General features: G+C 60.8%; 17 protein-coding genes. 8 read left to right on the forward strand and 9 right to left on the reverse strand.

Translation table 11 applies throughout. From position 1 onward, the window contains the following. Nucleotides 1-161: 161 nt before the first annotated feature. Nucleotides 162-1088, forward strand: coding sequence for a transaldolase (gene tal / locus QRN36_RS18980; protein WP_285425473.1), 927 nt, complete (start codon nucleotides 162-164; stop codon nucleotides 1086-1088). Nucleotides 1089-1171: 83 nt separating this feature from the next. Here tal and rssC read toward each other — a convergent pair whose 3' ends face one another. Beyond that, entirely contained in the window at nucleotides 1172-1654 is a 483-nt protein-coding gene (rssC, locus tag QRN36_RS18985) for an anti-sigma factor antagonist RssC (RefSeq protein ID WP_037009276.1), read from the reverse strand. Beyond that, the gene (gene rssB / locus QRN36_RS18990) at nucleotides 1654-2835 is read right to left on the reverse strand and encodes a two-component system response regulator RssB (protein WP_285425475.1); all 1182 of its coding nucleotides are present in this window, start codon (nucleotides 2833-2835) and stop codon (nucleotides 1654-1656) included. Before rssB ends, rssC begins: the two co-directional genes overlap by 1 nt. Before the next feature lie 267 nt (nucleotides 2836-3102). Here rssB and QRN36_RS18995 point away from each other — a divergent pair, with 267 nt between their 5' ends. Continuing rightward, nucleotides 3103-3402, forward strand: a complete 300-nt coding sequence (locus QRN36_RS18995; protein ID WP_093459300.1) for a PilZ domain-containing protein — start codon at nucleotides 3103-3105, stop codon at nucleotides 3400-3402. 99 nt (nucleotides 3403-3501) lie between these two features. Here the strand turns inward: QRN36_RS18995 and QRN36_RS19000 are convergent, their stop codons facing one another. Continuing rightward, the gene (locus tag QRN36_RS19000; protein WP_285425476.1) at nucleotides 3502-4203 is read right to left on the reverse strand and encodes a VacJ family lipoprotein; all 702 of its coding nucleotides are present in this window, start codon (nucleotides 4201-4203) and stop codon (nucleotides 3502-3504) included. A gap of 203 nt (nucleotides 4204-4406) precedes the next feature. Here QRN36_RS19000 and QRN36_RS19005 point away from each other — a divergent pair, with 203 nt between their 5' ends. Together QRN36_RS19005 and QRN36_RS19010 are read left to right on the forward strand one after the other, a co-directional pair. Continuing rightward, nucleotides 4407-5042 (forward strand): HAD family phosphatase, encoded by a 636-nt coding sequence (locus QRN36_RS19005; protein ID WP_285425477.1) that lies wholly within the window; start codon nucleotides 4407-4409, stop codon nucleotides 5040-5042. 109 nt (nucleotides 5043-5151) lie between these two features. Further along, on the forward strand, nucleotides 5152-5415 hold the full coding sequence (locus tag QRN36_RS19010) for a DUF4404 family protein (protein WP_285425478.1): 264 nt from the start codon (nucleotides 5152-5154) through the stop codon (nucleotides 5413-5415). Between the two features lie 77 nt (nucleotides 5416-5492). On the opposite strand, the gene queF is transcribed toward QRN36_RS19010, so the two are convergent. Continuing rightward, nucleotides 5493-6323, reverse strand: coding sequence for an NADPH-dependent 7-cyano-7-deazaguanine reductase QueF (queF, locus tag QRN36_RS19015; RefSeq protein WP_285425479.1), 831 nt, complete (start codon nucleotides 6321-6323; stop codon nucleotides 5493-5495). A gap of 76 nt (nucleotides 6324-6399) precedes the next feature. Next, nucleotides 6400-6930 (reverse strand): plastocyanin/azurin family copper-binding protein, encoded by a 531-nt coding sequence (locus tag QRN36_RS19020; protein WP_093459305.1) that lies wholly within the window; start codon nucleotides 6928-6930, stop codon nucleotides 6400-6402. A 159-nt stretch (nucleotides 6931-7089) separates the two neighbouring features. Between QRN36_RS19020 and QRN36_RS19025 the strand changes: the two genes are divergently transcribed. Together QRN36_RS19025 and QRN36_RS19030 are read left to right on the forward strand one after the other, a co-directional pair. Then, nucleotides 7090-7770: a heavy metal response regulator transcription factor gene (locus tag QRN36_RS19025; RefSeq protein WP_093459306.1), complete on the forward strand. Its 681-nt coding sequence runs from the start codon at nucleotides 7090-7092 to the stop codon at nucleotides 7768-7770. Beyond that, nucleotides 7767-9128: a heavy metal sensor histidine kinase gene (locus QRN36_RS19030; protein ID WP_285425480.1), complete on the forward strand. Its 1362-nt coding sequence runs from the start codon at nucleotides 7767-7769 to the stop codon at nucleotides 9126-9128. Before QRN36_RS19025 ends, QRN36_RS19030 begins: the two co-directional genes overlap by 4 nt. 193 nt (nucleotides 9129-9321) lie before the next feature. Here the strand turns inward: QRN36_RS19030 and QRN36_RS19035 are convergent, their stop codons facing one another. The 3 genes from QRN36_RS19035 to QRN36_RS19045 all read right to left on the reverse strand — a co-directional run bounded on the left by QRN36_RS19035 (nucleotide 9322) and on the right by QRN36_RS19045 (nucleotide 12573). Further along, nucleotides 9322-10566: a lipoprotein-releasing ABC transporter permease subunit gene (locus QRN36_RS19035; protein WP_285425481.1), complete on the reverse strand. Its 1245-nt coding sequence runs from the start codon at nucleotides 10564-10566 to the stop codon at nucleotides 9322-9324. A 65-nt stretch (nucleotides 10567-10631) separates the two neighbouring features. Next, entirely contained in the window at nucleotides 10632-11315 is a 684-nt protein-coding gene (lolD, locus tag QRN36_RS19040; protein ID WP_177182059.1) for a lipoprotein-releasing ABC transporter ATP-binding protein LolD, read from the reverse strand. A 7-nt stretch (nucleotides 11316-11322) separates the two neighbouring features. Then, the gene (locus tag QRN36_RS19045; RefSeq protein WP_285425482.1) at nucleotides 11323-12573 is read right to left on the reverse strand and encodes a lipoprotein-releasing ABC transporter permease subunit; all 1251 of its coding nucleotides are present in this window, start codon (nucleotides 12571-12573) and stop codon (nucleotides 11323-11325) included. 126 nt (nucleotides 12574-12699) lie between these two features. On the opposite strand from QRN36_RS19045, the gene QRN36_RS19050 reads away from it, so the two are divergent. Next, complete coding sequence (locus QRN36_RS19050) at nucleotides 12700-13287, forward strand: PilZ domain-containing protein (protein WP_285425483.1); 588 nt, start codon at nucleotides 12700-12702, stop codon at nucleotides 13285-13287. A gap of 37 nt (nucleotides 13288-13324) precedes the next feature. Further along, nucleotides 13325-14047 (forward strand): glycerophosphodiester phosphodiesterase, encoded by a 723-nt coding sequence (locus tag QRN36_RS19055; RefSeq protein WP_093459312.1) that lies wholly within the window; start codon nucleotides 13325-13327, stop codon nucleotides 14045-14047. A gap of 42 nt (nucleotides 14048-14089) precedes the next feature. On the opposite strand, the gene sthA is transcribed toward QRN36_RS19055, so the two are convergent. After that, entirely contained in the window at nucleotides 14090-15484 is a 1395-nt protein-coding gene (sthA, locus tag QRN36_RS19060; protein WP_093459313.1) for a Si-specific NAD(P)(+) transhydrogenase, read from the reverse strand. Nucleotides 15485-15859: the final 375 nt, after the last annotated feature.

Consider the following 15859-nt stretch of genomic DNA (forward strand, 5'->3'; position numbering starts at 1 on the left):
GCCCGCGAACAGGGCTGTTCAATCAATCGCCCGGCGAAAACGCTGGCAGGCTGTTTGCGCAAACGCAGGCCGCTGAATCAGCGGGTTTGTTGCGGTTTACGCCCTTGAGTGACCGGCGACGCTCGGGTAATGTCATCAAACCCACAGGACAGAGCACGCTCATGACTTCCAAGCTGGAACAACTCAAGCAATTCACGACCGTCGTTGCCGACACTGGCGATTTTGCCGCCATAGAAAAGCTCAAGCCGGTCGATGCGACGACCAACCCTTCCCTGCTGCTCAAGGCGGGTTCGAGCGACAGCAACGCTGACCGCCTGAAAGAAGCCTTCACCGGCGCCAAGGGCGACATCAATCTGGCGAGCGACCGTTTCGCCGTCGCCATCGGCCGCGAAATCCTCAAAGTCGTGCCGGGCCGTGTTTCCACCGAAGTGGACGCCCGCATCTCGTTCGACACCCAGGCCTGTATCGCGCGCGCCGAGCGTATCGTCGGCCTGTATGAAGAGTTCGGTATCGGTCGCGACCGCATCCTGATCAAGCTGGCCTCGACCTGGGAAGGTATCAAGGCGGCCGAGCAACTGGAGAAGAAAGGCATCCAGTGCAACCTGACCCTGCTGTTCTCCTTCGCTCAGGCCCAGGCGTGTGCCGACGCTGGCGTGTTCCTGATTTCGCCGTTCGTGGGCCGCATCTACGACTGGTACAAGAAAGCCGAAGGCAAGGATTACGTTGGTGCAGAAGATCCGGGCGTGAAATCCGTGACCCGCATCTACAACTACTACAAGGCCAATGACTACAAGACCGTCGTGATGGGCGCCAGCTTCCGCAACCTGAGCCAGATCGAAGAACTGGCCGGTTGCGATCGCCTGACCATCAGCCCTGACCTGCTGCAGAAACTTTCCGAAGACACCGGCACGCTGGAACAGAAACTCAAGCCGGGCAACGGCGGCGAGCCTCGCGTGACGCTGAACGAAAGCCAGTTCCGCTGGGCGTCCAACGAAGATGCGATGGCCACCGAGAAACTGGCCGAAGGTATCCGCCAGTTCGCCCGCGATCAGGAAAAACTCGAAGCGCTGCTGTCCGCCAAGCAGTAACGCGCAGACACAAAAAGGGCGGCACCTTCACAGGTGCCGCCCTTTTTCATGCCCGCGTTTCAGACAACGGGCGAATGCCGAGCTTACTGATGCTCGAGTGCGTTGACCAGGTCGCGAAACGCCTCGCGATTGGAGTCGTTCAGGCCCATGAGGATCTTGTGCGCTTCCAGCACCTTGGCCTTGACCACATCTTCGCACTGATCCTGCGACGGAAGATCGCTCAGTGCCTCGGGCCGCGGAATCGGTCGGCCGACGATGTTGAACACCTGATCGAAGCCCATCGACTGCAACAGGCGCGTGATGTCTTCGTGGGTGGTCACGACGGTCGGCAAGAGCCCTGCTTTCTGACGTGACAAAATCGACAGCTTGGCCAGCAGGCCGAGTGTCGTGCTGTCAATGCTGCGGGTTTCGGTCAGATCGATCACCACGGTCGAAAAATTCATCGAGGTGAAGATCCGCTCAATCGTCGCATCCAACGCCGAGCATAGAGTCAGACGCACTTCACCCACGAATTTCAGGACGAACGTGCCATCTTGCTCGGCAAACTGGATTCTACCGGTACTCATTAAAGGTTCCTGCTCAACACTAACAAGGCGATATCATCCGGCATCTCCCCGAGTGTGGCCAATCCAAACTTACGACGCAGGCCATCCAGGCTGCCGCCCGCCGACTTGACCAGTTCGGGCAAGTTGGCCTCTTTCTCTTTCAGTGTATCACCTGGCAAAAGATCCAGAATGCCATCAGACAGCAGGGTCAGACTGAAGGACTCGGGCAGATCCAGCACGTGGTCCGAGTAAGTCGCTTCATTGAACAGCCCCACCGGCAAACCGCGGCCCTCGAGATAACGGGTCTCGGCAGGCGTATACAGCACCGGAAGCGGCAAGTGGCCACCGACACTGTAGGTCAATTGCCCGGATTCTTCGTCGATCACCCCGCCCACCATCGTCACATGCTTGCCCAGCTTGCAGCTGATCAGACCGCGATTGATGTGGCCGAGGACGTCCGAAGGCTTGAATTCCGGCAAGCTGCCGCCGCGCTTGGATTCGAAGAGCAAGCGCGTGGTCATGAACTTCAGCAGCACGGTAATGAATGCCGATGACGCGCCATGACCGGAGACATCCGCCAGGTAAAAGGCCACGCGGCGCTCGTCGACGCGGAAATAATCGACGAAATCGCCGGAAAGATACAGCGACGGGATGATTTCATGTTCGAATTCGAACGCGTCAATCGCCCAGGGACTGGTCGGCAGCATGTTCATCTGCACCTGGCGACCGGCATCCTGATCTTCCTGAAGCAGGTGCAGGCTGGCCTCGAGCTCGCGATTGGCGGTCTCCAGCTTCTGCCGGTACTGCTTGTTCTCCTGCAGCAGCTGGGCACGGTCCAGCGCGCGTCGCACCGAGTGCTCCAGCACGGCAAGGTCTTCCAGCGGTTTGATCAGGTAATCGGCCGCGCCCAGACGCAATGCCTCGACGGCATCGCTCATGACCCCCGCACCGGACACCACGATGACCGGTGTTTCCGGCGCTAGGCTGGTGACCTGGCGAATCAGCTCGAGGCCGCCAACTTGCGGCATGCGCAGGTCGCAGATCACCAGATCGGGCTTTTCCTGCTCGAATGTCTGTAGACCCTGCTGGCCGTTTCCGGCTTGCAGGACGCTGAACCCACTGTCTTCCAAATAGGCCGCGAGACTCGCGCGCACTACTTCGTCGTCATCGATAATCAGCAGCGTGGCACTGGTTTTTTGCATGTGGGCAAACGGCGCCAGATTAGGTTGGCGTAACCGGTCGGATGCTGTCGGACCGCTTACTGGATTCGCTTCTAGCCTCTCTGGTTCAAGGTGGCGGACTTTTGGTCAAACGCTTCACGTGTACAGAGGTGCCCTTCAAGGCGCAGACGGTACTCCCATCCGACGGGCGTTTCAAGCTCGCTCCAGCGGTCGGCCAACGTCTTTACACCGCAAATCGCCGAGAGTTATAAGAACCCTTAAATCAGCAACGAAAACGAAGGATGAGCCATGGGCCAGATCGATCGCGACTACGCCGAGAAACGAGACTACATCCGCATGCGGGTCGACGCCGACATCAGCCTGATCTATGCCGGCCAGATCATCCCGGCCGTGTGCGTGGATTTATCGAGCTCCGGCATGCAGATACAGGCGCCGCGCACGTTCAAGGTCGGGGACAAGATCAGCGTGCGTATCGACTCCGAACACGCGGCGCTCAAAGGTCTTGAGGCCGATACGGAAGTCGTCTGGATTGCCGATGTCGACGGCGGCGAGCAGAAGCTGGGCCTCACCATCCTTGCGATGAAGTGATGGCACTGCGGAACTACTTCACAGTTTCGAAAAAATCCGAAAAAAGAAAAAGGCGACCCGAAGGTCGCCTTTTTTGCATCTCGCAACGGCCGGAAACGATTAAAAATCGTCGACGACCTTGCCATCCTTGACCTTGAACTCGCGGTTCTGCAGGTAGGCGTTGCGGATGAAAATATACTTGTCGCCGTTGATCAGTTTTTCAGCCGACAACAGGCTTGCGCGCGTATCGACCACGCTTACACCGAGCGCCGTGTTACGGGTCGGCACGTGATCGATGTAGCGGTAAGGCAGCGTATAGGTGTCAGGGTATTTCGCCACGGCGTCACGCACGGTGCTCGGGCCGAAAAACGGCAGCATCACGAACGGACCGCTTTCAACGCCCCAGTGGCCCAGCGTCTGGCCGAAGTCTTCATCGTTGCGTTGCAGGCCCATCTTGGTGCCGACATCGAAGAAGCCCAGCAGGCCGAAGGTGGTGTTGACGATCAGGCGGGCAGTGTCGACGCCGGCCGCTTCAGGCTTGGCCTGAAGCACATCGTTGGCGAAGTTGGTGACCTCACCGATGTTCTTGAACATGTTGTGGATGCCGTCTTCGAGGAACTGCGGCGTGATGAACTCGTAACCCTGGGCAATCGGTTTCAACGCGTAGGTATCGAGGGTGTCGTTAAAACGGAAGATTGCGCGGTTGACGCCTTCCCATGGATCTTCTTCAGCTGCCTGAGCGGCCATCGGCACGACTGCCAGGCCGGCCCAGAAACACGTTCGTACCAGACGATTGATAAAGCCTGCACCGGTCACGGGCATAGCTGAGACTCCCAGTCAAAGTAATGAAGCGGGCGCTACGCCCCAAACCAAAGGCTGGGAGTATAAAGCGTTCTGCGATTATTTACCCCGCCCAATGCAGGGTGAGTTCTGTCAGGCTTAAACATTTACTCATCAAGTCATCTTCCGGTCATCGCGTTGTCATGCAAATCCCTTAGCGTCATGCTCATTTGAGAGGGAATTCCATGCTTGCCCCCGTCGCTGCGCCTGCCCCGTCTTTTACCGCCGTGCTGTTCGGCCTGAGTGGCTGTCTGGTCGACTTCGGGGCGCAGACGCGGACGTTGCGCAGCGTCGATGGCAAATCCTTTCATTCCCACAATGCGCAGCCCTTCGCCACACCCACTCCCGGTGCGCTGCATGCGCTGAAACAGCTCAGGCAGCAGGGCATTCCCTGTGCCTGGATCGATGAATACCCCGCCGCTATCGCAGAACAACTGGCCGAGCCGCTGCACGGCCTGATTCAGCCGACGCCTGCACCGAACCATCACTGGCCCGCGCCGGACGCTTGCTGGCAGGCGCTGATGACACTCAACGTGGGTCAGCTCGATGGCTGTGTACTGGTCAGCGGCGACCCGCGCCTGCTCATGGCCGGCCTCAACGCAGGCCTGTGGACGGTCGGTCTGGCCTCGTGCGGCCCGTTGTGTGGCCTGTCGCCCGCGCAGTGGGAAAACCTCAGCGACCTGGATCGCGAACGCCGTCGCGCCAGGGCCACCCTTGAGTTGTACGCCAGCGGTGCGCACTCGGTCATCGACCACCTGGGCGAACTGGATTCCTGCCTCGCAGACATCACCCTTCGCCGTCAGAAGTCAGAAAAGCCCTAGCACGAAGGTGTCATGCAAGCTCGCCAAGAGTGGATTAGTCTTACGATGTAAAGGACCTTTGCCCACACGCTGCGGTCCATGCTGAGACTATCAATGAAGGGAGCACCCTATGCCCGCCCGCGAACTGCAAGCACAACTCGACACCCTGCGCGAGCAACTGGAGCAGAACCCGCCGCTGACTGCTGAAGAACACGTGCATTTGAAGGAGCTGATGGCCCAGATCCAGGCTCAGATCGAGCTTGAGTCAGCAACGCCCAACAATAATCTGGCCGATGGCGTGAATCTGGCCGTAGAGCGATTCGAGGTCGAGCACCCCACCATCGCCGGAACCCTGCGCAACATCATGAACACGCTGGGCAGCATCGGTATCTGAACACCCTGCTGCATAGCCGAAAAAGCCCGTCGTAATGGCGGGCATTGTCTTGTGCCAGGTTTCACCCAGGCTACAGATCACTGCCGCGCCAGGCGCCCATTTTCCAGCGTGAGTGTCTCGGTGCTGCGATAGGGGTTGATGTCCAGTCCGCCGCGACGCACATACCGCGCATACACCGTCAGCTTTTCAGGCTTCAGCAAACGCTGCAGGTCCATGAAGATTCGCTCCACGCACTGCTCGTGGAAATCCGAATGCTGGCGGAAACTTACGATGTAGGCCAGAAAACTCGCGTGATCCAGCGCCGCGCCCCGATAGTGCACCGCTACACTGCCCCAGTCCGGCTGACTGGTCACCGGGCAGTTGGACTTGAGCAGATGACTGTGCAGCGCCTCTTCGATCACCTGTGATTCGTCGCAGCGCAACAGCTCCGGCTGAGGCCGGTCATAACTGCTGATGGACACGTCCAGGTCATCGACGCAGACGCCGGGTACCGCTTCAATGCCCGCTGACTCGATGTCTTTGAGCGAACGAATGCGCACGCCCACCGGTTTGCCGGCAGCTGTCGACAGGTCCTGTTCCAGTGTCGCGACCAGATCGGCCTGGGAAGCGAACGGCGTCTGGTTCAGCGAGTTGAGGTACAGCTTAAAGGACTTCGATTCGATGATATTCGGCGAATCGGCGGGAATGCTGAATTCCCCGATCGCCACCACCGGCTTGCCCGACGGCAACAACCAGGACAGCTCGTAGCAATTCCATAAATCGACGCCCTGATACGGCAACGTCTCGGCAGTCAGCCCCAGTTCCGCCCACTTGGCGGTGCGCGGAATGGGAAACAGCAGAGACGGCGTGTAGGTGGCGATGTATTCACTGGACTTGCCCAGCGGCGAGTGTTCGGCTGCGGGATGCATGACGGGACCTGAACCTGAAAACGGATGTAATGACCAAGGCCAGGAGTTTATAGGTTTTGTCCCGCGCTTTCAGCGATTACTCGGCGATGGCGATTTTTCCGACCATGCCCGCCTGATAATGCCCGGGGATGTTGCAGGCGAATTCAAGATCGGTGGCTTTGCTGAACGTCCAGGTCAGCTCGGCGGTCTTGCCCGGTTCGACCAGCACGCTGTTGGGATCATCGTGCTTCATGCCTGCGCCGCCGTGGTCCATGCCCGGCATGTCATCGTGTTTCATCGCATCGTGGTTCATGCCTGTGGAGGTCAGCATGCCGCTGGCGACCATTTTCAGCATTTCTTGTTGATGCGCCGCGTGCATCGCGGCGTCTCCCAGATTGAACTCGTGCAACAGCTGGCCCTTGTTGACGAGGACGAAGCGAACCGTTTCGCCTTCTTTGACGGTCAGCGTCTTGGGTTCGAAATACATATCGCCCAAGGTCAGCTCGACCGTGCGCGTAGCCTGCTCCGCTTTGGCCGGATGACCGAAAGCGAAGTGCTCACCCGGCGAGGCCTGCGACGACAGGCTCGCGCCCAGCAACAGGGCAGCAGCGACAAAACGAGCGAACATGTGGATCTCCAGTCAACGACAATCGATAGGCATACCTTAGACCTTGGCCGCTGGCAATGAGCTGACCGCAGGATTACAACTTTGTAAGCTTGGCCCCTGCCCTGTCCGCTCACGCTATAAAGCGTGCCTGCCAGGCGTCCTCATGAACACGAGCCACCCATGAAATTACTGATCATCGAAGATCAAGCGAAAACCGGCCAATACCTGCGTCAGGGCCTGAACGAAGCCGGTTTCAACACTGAACTGGTCGCAGACGGGACGACCGGTCAGCACCTGGCGCTGACCGGCGAATACGCGCTGCTGATTCTCGACGTCATGCTACCCGGCCGCGACGGCTGGCAGATCCTGCAAGCCGTGCGCGGCGCGGGCCTGGACACTCCGGTGCTGTTTCTGACCGCTCGCGACGCCGTGGCCGACCGGGTTCGCGGCCTGGAACTGGGTGCGGACGATTACCTGGTCAAGCCATTCGCGTTCTCCGAGTTGCTGGCCCGAGTGCGCAGCCTGCTGCGGCGCGGCAGCAGCAGCCATCAGGAAACTCATCTGCAGCTTGCCGACCTGCGACTGGACCTGCTCCGGCGCCGCGTCGAGCGCAATGGCCAGCGCATCGACCTGACCGCCAAGGAGTTCGCCCTGCTCGAGTTGATGCTGCGCCGTCAGGGCGAAGTGCTGCCCAAGTCGCTGATCGCTTCGCAGGTCTGGGACATGAATTTCGACAGCGACACCAATGTCATTGAAGTGGCGATCCGCCGTCTGCGTCTTAAGGTCGATGACGATTACCCCGACAAGCTGATCCACACTGTGCGCGGCATGGGCTATGTGCTCGAAGAGCGCGGCCTGTGAGGCTCAGGCGTATTTCACTGGGCAGTCGGCTGGCGCTGCTGTTCGCCGCCTGCACCTCGGTGGTCTCGCTTACCGCAGGCATCCTGTTCAATCAGGCCAGTGAAACCCACTTTCTGGAGCTCGATCAGCAACTGCTGGACAGCAAACTGCCGACTTTGCGCGGGGCGTTGGCAGACGTCTCCAGCGTCGAACAGCTGACCGCACGCGAACCGGCGCTGCAGGCCGAGCTGAGTCACTCGCCCGACCTTGCGCTGCAGGTCCGCGGTCCCGACGGCTCGCTGTGGTTCGACAGCCTGAACAGCGCGCTGCCGGACACGGCGCCCCACACCGGCCTGCACACCCTGAACGATAACCAGACGTCTTACCGCGCTTACACCGTTGCCCTGCAACCCCATCGGCCTGAATCGCCAACGCTGACGTTGCTACTGGACATCACCCATCACCAGCACTTCCTCGAACGCATGCAGCGCCTGATCTGGCTGACCGTCAGCCTGTCTGCGCTGGCCACTGCGCTGCTCGGTGCCTGGGCGGCCCGCAGCGGCCTGCGCCCCTTGCGCAACATGAGCGAAATTGCCGCCAGCGTTTCCGCCAGTTCGCTGACCACGCGCCTGCCTCATCAGGAAATGCCTGCGGAGCTTGCGGAGTTGAGTCAGGCTTTCAACGCGATGCTCGGGCGCCTGGACGATGCCTTCCAGCGGCTGTCGGCGTTTTCAGCCGACATCGCCCATGAACTGCGCACGCCATTGTCGAATCTGCTGACGCACACCCAGGTCACCCTGACCCGTCCGCGCGACCGTGAGGAATACCGCGAGGCACTGCTGGGCAATCTGGAGGAGATGCAATGGATGGCGCAGATGGTCAACGACATGCTCTACCTGGCCAAGGCCGAGCACGGGTTGCTCAATCCCGACCGCGAACGGCTGCAACTGGCGGATGAAACCGACGCGCTGCTGGAATTCTTTCTGCCGCTCGCCGAAGAGGCCGATGTGAGTCTGAGCCGTGAGGGCGAAGCGACACTGGCAGGCGACCGGCACATGCTGCGCCGCGCCCTGTCGAACCTGCTGGACAACGCGCTGCGCTTTACGCCCGCACAGGGCCGGGTGGCGGTGAAACTGGAATCATCTGTCCAGCGCGTGCGGATTGGTATAGAAAACACAGGCCCAACCATTCCGGCGGAGGCGCTCCCGCGGCTCTTTGACCGGTTTTATCGCGCTGACCCGGCACGTCATGAGGGCAGCAGTGAACATGCGGGGTTGGGGCTGGCGATTACCCAGTCGATCATCAAGTCTCATGGCGGGACGATCCGTTGTGAATCGCGGGAAGGCGTGACGCGGTTTTTGATTGAATTGCCCATCTGAAACCGCCGTCCCCTGTAGGAGCGTGGCTTGTCCCGCGATCTGCCGGGAACCGGCAGCAAACCCATACGCCACAGCAGTGTCAGGAGAAGCGCATCGACAGCATTCACTGACGCTGCGCGTCAGATCGCGGGACAAGCCACGCTCCTACAGGTCACGCGCGAGCGTTAGCTGAAGTCTGCGAGACCCCAGCGTCTTACTCATACCGCAGCGCATGGGCCGGCTGAATCTGCGAGGCGCGATACGCTGGGTAGATCGTCGCCAGAAAGCTCAGGATCAACCCTGCCGCACAGATCATCACCACGTCACTGCCTTCCAGCTGCGACGGCAGGTTGCTGATGAAATAGACGTCGGACGTGAAGATATGCTGCCCGGTGATGCGCTCCACCCAGCCGACCAGCTGGCTGACATTGATCGCGGCAATCACCCCAAGCACGCCGCCGATGATCGTGCCGACGATGCCAATGACCGTGCCCTGGACCATGAAGATGGTCATGATCTGCCGGGGCGTGGCGCCGATGGTGCGCAGAATCGCGATGTCGGCGCCCTTGTCGTTCACCACCATGATCAGCGTCGCGATGATATTGAACGCCGCAACCGCAACGATCATCAGCAGCAACAGGCCGATCATGGTCTTTTCCATCTTCATCGCGCTGAACAGACTGCCCTGCGTGTGGGTCCAGTCATCGGCCTTGTAGTCCGCGCCCAGCCCGCCGGCGATTGCCGTCGAAACCTGCGGCGCGGCGTACAGATCGGTGAGCGCCAGACGCACGCCTTGCACCTGATTGGGTTGCCAGCGTTGAATCACGGCAGCGTCGGCGACGTTGACCAGCGCCATGGAACCGTCAAGCTCGGCGCCGACCTTGAAGACGCCCACCACGGTCAGCCGCTGCAGCCGAGGCGTGATACCGCCCGGCGCGCTGCTGATCTCGGGGACGATCAGGGTGATCTTGTCGCCAACGCTCAAGCGGAAACGTCGCGCCGTGATTTCGCCGATCACCACACCGAACTCACCCGCTTTGAGGTCCTGCAGACGGCCCTGGACGATGTGCTGCGTCACGATCGAGACTTGCGATTCCAGCGCCGGATCGACACCGTTGATCTGGATCGGCTGCATGGCGCCCTTGTACGACAGCATGCCGTCCATTTCAGTGAACGGCACCGCGGCGGTGACCTGTGGATCCTTGACCGCCGCCCTGGCCGCCGGCTGCCAGTCGTCCAGCGGCTTGACCCCGGAGATGACCGCGTGCGGCACCATGCCCAGGATGCGCGAGCTCATTTCCTTCTGAAAGCCGTTCATTACGGACAACACGACAATCATCGCCAGCACGCCCAGCGCCAGCCCGATCATCGACGTCATCGAAATGAACGAGATGAAGTGGTTGCGTCGCTTGGCCCGGGTGTAGCGCGTGCCGATGAAGATGGATAACGGTCTGAACATTCGTGGAGCACCGTAGCTGAATAGGATCACCCCGTCGCCCCATAGGCGGCGCCGGGTTCAATGCATCACGCCTCGACGAGGCGGCCTTCTTCCAGACGCCAGACGCGGTCCATCTGCCGGGCCAGCGCCATGTCGTGAGTCACCACCAGAAACGCGGTGCGCGACGACGTGCTGAGCTCCAGCATCAGGTCCTGAATGCCTTGCGCGGTGTGGGAGTCGAGGTTGCCGGTCGGTTCATCGAGCATCACCAGCCCGGGCTGATTGACCAGCGCGCGCGCGATCGCAACGCGCTGACGTTCCCCGCCGGAGAGTTCGGAAGGCTTGTGCGCCAGACGGTGCTTGAGGCCGACCCGCTCCAGCAGGGCGGTGGCGCGCTGACGGGCTTCGGGGATCGGCGTCTTGCCGATCAGCAGCGGCATGCAGACGTTTTCCAGCGCGGTGAACTCTGGCAGCAAGTGGTGGAACTGGTAAACGAAACCCAGCGCCCGGTTGCGCAACAGGCCACGGGCCTTTTCATTCAGCGCGGACAACTCCTCGCCCGCCAGCCAGACGCTGCCTTCGGTGGGCGTGTCCAGGCCGCCGAGCAGATTGAGCAAGGTACTTTTGCCGGAACCCGAGCTGCCGACGATGGCCACGCGCTCGCCCGCGTGCAGTTCAAGTTGCAGGCCCGAGAGGACCACCACGGACTCCGGCCCCTCCTCGTAGGATTTGCCCAGGTTGCGGCAACTCAATACAGCTTTATCACTCATGCCCGACTCACTCATAACGTAGCGCCTCCGCCGGCTGGGTGCGCGCCGCACGCCAGGCTGGATACAGGGTGGCGAGGAAACTCAGGACCAGGGCCGCGCCACACACCAGCAGCACGTCCTCGGCCATCAATTGCGAAGGCAGATAGTCGATGAAATAGACATCCGCGTTGAGAAACTTGTGACCGATCAGGCCTTCCAGCGCGGAGATCGCCGAGCTGACGTTGAGCGCGGCGAGAATGCCCACGCCCGCGCCGATCAACGTGCCGACCACGCCGATCACGGTGCCCTGGACCATGAAGATCGCCATGATCTGGCCCGGTGTGGCGCCCAGCGTACGCAGGATGGCGATGTCGCCACGCTTGTCGTTGACCACCATCACCAGCGTGGAAATGATGTTGAACGCCGCCACCGCGACGATCAGCAACAGCAGCAGGCCGATGATGGATTTTTCCATGCCGATTGCCTGATACAGGTTGCCGTGGGTCCGGGTCCAGTCGCGGGAATAATATTGGTGCTCGCCCAGGCTCTGGGCGATTTCGTAAGCGGTGCGCGGCGCCTTGAACAGGTCGGTGAACTTCAGGCGCAGGCCTTGCACCTGCTCAGGCTTCCAGCGGTGCAGCCGGGCCAGGTCCTGCAGGTTGGTCACGCCCAGATAACCGTCCAGTTCGCCCGCGCCGACGTGGAAAATCCCCACGACCGTGAAACGCTTCATGCGCGGAAACATCCCGGCTGGCGTGACCGTGACTTCAGGGGAAACGAAGGTCACTTTGTCCCCGACCCCGACGCCCAGTTTGGTCGCGGCCTTGTCCCCGACCACCACGCCGAAACCGCCCGCAACGAGGTCGTCGAGGCTGCCCTGCTTCATGAAGCCGTCGATGATCGAAACTTTGCGTTCCTGAACCGGGTCGATGGCATTGAGCAGGATTTTCTGGACATTGCCGTTATTGGTGAGCAGGCCCTGCATCTGTGTGAAGGGTGCGACGGCTTCGACCTGCGGGTTGCGTTTGACCTTGTCCGCCAGCGCCTGCCAATCGCCGATAGGCTCACCGGATTCGATGGTTGCGTGAGGCACCATGCCCAGGACGCGGGTGCGCATTTCATGATCGAAGCCGTTCATGACCGATAACACGACTATCATCACGACTACGCCCAGGGCGAGTCCGATCATCGATGTCAGGGAAATGAAGGAGACAAAATGATTACGGCGTTTTGCACGGGTGTAACGCGTGCCGATGAATACAAAAAGAGGTCTGAACATTTAGGGGCTTGTTCGGAGGAATGGGAACGTCCTTGTGGCGGGCCTGGGCCTGCGGCTTTACACTCGAATCACTAGGTTACGATTCTGAGCAATCACTCTGACAACCGCCGCTACCATGGGTTCGCCATGCCGACACTAGATGAAGAAGAACGCCGCGAATACTACCGTATCGAGGACAGCGTCGCACTGGAAATTAACCGCATTCCCGGTCCCGGCGCCCTCGACGAACCTGCTCTGCACGACACCTCCACGCTGTTCGATCTGCTGAGCGAACTGCACGTCGCCGAGTTCGAATCCCAGCACCTGCTGCGCCAGCTCGATGACCGCGACCGCACCACCAACAGCTTCCTGCGAGCGATGAGCAAGCGCATCGACCTGCTCGGCCAGGTCGTGGCTCAAACCGTGCTCGGCAAGCTGGGCGCGCCGCAGCGGGTGATCATGTCGGAGGGTGGTCTGCAATTCGAATCCCATCAGCCCTTCCCCGTTGGCAGCCTGCTGTCGGTGAAGATGGTGCTGATGCCGCAGGCCTCCGGGATGATGTTGCGGGCCAAAGTGACACAATGTCAGTCGCTGACCATCGGCGACTTCGAGGTCGGTACCGAATGGATCGGCCTGAGCGATGCCCAGCGTCAATTGCTGGCCCGACACATTCTGCAACGACAGGCTGCGCAACGGCGCCAGGCCCGTGAGCAAAACGACCCTGAAGTGAAATGAACCGATTCCAGCCTTAGCGCGCATTCGAGGAACAATTGTGACCTTAATTTACGGCCACCGCGGCGCCAAGGGCGAAGCACCGGAAAACACCCTGACCAGCTTTCAGGAATGCCTCAAGCACGGGGTCAAGCGTTGCGAACTGGACCTTCATCTCTCCCGCGACGGCGAGCTGATGGTGATTCACGACCCGACCCTCAAACGCACCACCGACAGGCGCGGCAAGGTGGTCGAGCACGATGCCGCCGACCTTGTGACCTATGACGCGCGCAAGGGTGGCCCGGGTTGGGTGCAGCCCTGCCCCATCCCGCGTCTGGAGGAATTGTTCGAGCAATGCGCCTTCGACCACTGGCAGCTGGAAGTCAAAAGCGCCTCGCGCACGCGCGCAGCGACCACGGTGCTGGCCATACGCGAACTGGCTCAGCGCCACGGCCTGCTGGACAAGGTGACCATCACGTCGAGCTCGCGGGAAGTGCTGCGCGCCGCCCTGGAGCTGACACCGGATCTGTCCCGCGGGCTGGTGGCCGAATATGCGTGGCTGGACCCGCTGAAAGTCGCGGTGGGATATGGCTGCGAGATACTGGCGCTGAACTGGACGCTGTGCACGCCCGAACGCCTGAAAAAAGCGCAGGCGCTGGGCCTGCATGTCTCGGTGTGGACGGTCAACGAGCCTGCGCTGATGCGCAGACTCGCCGACTTCGGCGTTGACAGCCTGATTACAGACTTTCCCGGTTTGGCCAGCGCCACGCTTGGGAATTACTGAAATCGGTCTCCCCGGCCGGCTCAGGCCACCGGCCGGAGCCGCTCAAAAAAGCCGGTTGAGGCCGTCGTAGGCCGCGACCCGGTAGGCCTCGGCCATGGTCGGGTAGTTGAACGTGGTGTTGACGAAGTACTTGAGGCTGTTCAACTCGCCCGGCTGATTCATGATTGCCTGACCGATGTGCACGATCTCGGACGCCTGGTCGCCGAAGCAATGCACGCCGAGGATCTGCAACGTCTCGCGGTGGAACAGAATCTTCAGCATGCCGACCGGCTCGTTGGAGATCTGCGCGCGCGCCATGCTCTTGAAGAACGCCTTGCCCACTTCGTACGGCACTTTGGCCACGGTCAGGTCGTGTTCGTTCTGGCCGATGGAGCTGATTTCCGGAATGGTGTAAATGCCGGTCGGCACGTCATTGACGAAGCGCCATGCGCCATTGTCGACCGCGCTGCCCGACGCGGAACGCCCCTGGTCATACGCGGCACTGGCCAGACTCGGCCAGCCGATCACGTCGCCGGCGCCATAAATGTTCGGCTTGCTGGTGCGGTAGGTTTCATCGACCTCGATCTGCCCACGGCCATTGGCCTTGATGCCGACGTTTTCCAGGCCGAGCTTGTCGGTGTTGCCGGTGCGGCCGTTGCACCACAGCAAGGCGTCGGCCTTGACCTTCTTGCCCGACTTGAGGTGCAGGATCACGCCGTTTTCCAGGCATTCGACGCGCTCGTATTCCTCGTTGTGCCGCACCATCACGTTGTTGTTGCTGAAGTGATAGCTCAGGCCCTGGGAAATTTCCGAGTCGAGGAAGCTCAGCAACTGGTCGCGGTTATCGATCAGCTCGATGTCCACACCCAGGCCACTGAAGATCGACGCATATTCGCAGCCGATCACGCCTGCGCCGTAGATGATGAGCTTACGCGGGGTGTGGTTGAGGCTGAGAATGGTGTCGCTGTCGTAGATGCGCTTGTGGGAAAAGTCGATATCGGCAGGACGATAAGGACGCGAGCCGGTGGCGATGATGATCTGATTGGCGACCAGTTTTTCCACGACACCAGTGTTGCAGACCACGTCGATGGTGCGCTCGTCGGCAAAGCTGCCGGTGCCGAAGAACACGTCGACGCGATTGCGCGCGTAATAACCGGTGCGCGAGGCCACCTGCTTGTTGATGACCTTCTCGGCGTTTTTCAGCACGTCAGGGAAGGAAAACCAGCGCGGCTCGCCAATGGCCCGGAACATCGGGTTGGTGTTGAACTGGATGATCTGCTTGACCGAGTGACGCAGCGCCTTGGACGGAATCGTGCCCAGGTGAGTGCAGTTGCCGCCGACCTGCCGGCGGCTGTCGACCATGGCCACCTTGCGCCCAGCCTTGGCGGCGTTCATTGCCGCGCCTTCACCTGCCGGACCCGAACCCAGCACCACTACGTCGTAGTTGTAGACAGCCATGCGTACTCCTCAGAACAGGCCGAGACACCACTCTGGCGTCTCTGGCTAACTCACGCCGCAGCCGGCGGCATGAAGAATCGATATTCGCGGCGCAGTCTAAACGCCCGGCGGCGGAGCGAACATTAACCCTTGGTCGCGTCCCGGGCCAAACGTGTCTGCGCAACAGTGCGCGGGACGCTGGAAAAGCCGTCGCGCGACAAATTGCAGCGGATGATAAATCCGTTGGCGTGGCTGCGCATGAAAAAAGCTGCGATTTTGTGCGATTGCGCGAAAACCCGTACGTTTTTGTCGTCCACAACGAAACCGCCAGCCCGATCAGGGGCTGGCGGTCTGGTCTGCGGCGAGCCTCAACCGCACGGCTGCGGATCGCGATAC

Origin of the sequence: Pseudomonas sp. efr-133-TYG-103a, assembly GCF_030209235.1 — a bacterium.
Taxonomy (GTDB): domain Bacteria; phylum Pseudomonadota; class Gammaproteobacteria; order Pseudomonadales; family Pseudomonadaceae; genus Aquipseudomonas.

Bases quoted from the DNA above. Each gene is read 5' to 3' on its own strand.
- tal (WP_285425473.1), top strand. From the start codon at position 162: ATGACTTCCAAGCTGGAACAACTCAAGCAATTCACGACCGTCGTTGCC.
- rssC (WP_037009276.1), bottom strand. From the start codon at position 1,654: ATGAGTACCGGTAGAATCCAGTTTGCCGAGCAAGATGGCACGTTCGTC.
- rssB (WP_285425475.1), bottom strand. From the start codon at position 2,835: ATGCAAAAAACCAGTGCCACGCTGCTGATTATCGATGACGACGAAGTA.
- QRN36_RS18995 (WP_093459300.1), top strand. From the start codon at position 3,103: ATGGGCCAGATCGATCGCGACTACGCCGAGAAACGAGACTACATCCGC.
- QRN36_RS19000 (WP_285425476.1), bottom strand. From the start codon at position 4,203: ATGCCCGTGACCGGTGCAGGCTTTATCAATCGTCTGGTACGAACGTGT.
- QRN36_RS19005 (WP_285425477.1), top strand. From the start codon at position 4,407: ATGCTTGCCCCCGTCGCTGCGCCTGCCCCGTCTTTTACCGCCGTGCTG.
- QRN36_RS19010 (WP_285425478.1), top strand. From the start codon at position 5,152: ATGCCCGCCCGCGAACTGCAAGCACAACTCGACACCCTGCGCGAGCAA.
- queF (WP_285425479.1), bottom strand. From the start codon at position 6,323: ATGCATCCCGCAGCCGAACACTCGCCGCTGGGCAAGTCCAGTGAATAC.
- QRN36_RS19020 (WP_093459305.1), bottom strand. From the start codon at position 6,930: ATGTTCGCTCGTTTTGTCGCTGCTGCCCTGTTGCTGGGCGCGAGCCTG.
- QRN36_RS19025 (WP_093459306.1), top strand. From the start codon at position 7,090: ATGAAATTACTGATCATCGAAGATCAAGCGAAAACCGGCCAATACCTG.
- QRN36_RS19035 (WP_285425481.1), bottom strand. From the start codon at position 10,566: ATGTTCAGACCGTTATCCATCTTCATCGGCACGCGCTACACCCGGGCC.
- lolD (WP_177182059.1), bottom strand. From the start codon at position 11,315: ATGAGTGATAAAGCTGTATTGAGTTGCCGCAACCTGGGCAAATCCTAC.
- QRN36_RS19045 (WP_285425482.1), bottom strand. From the start codon at position 12,573: ATGTTCAGACCTCTTTTTGTATTCATCGGCACGCGTTACACCCGTGCA.
- QRN36_RS19050 (WP_285425483.1), top strand. From the start codon at position 12,700: ATGCCGACACTAGATGAAGAAGAACGCCGCGAATACTACCGTATCGAG.
- sthA (WP_093459313.1), bottom strand. From the start codon at position 15,484: ATGGCTGTCTACAACTACGACGTAGTGGTGCTGGGTTCGGGTCCGGCA.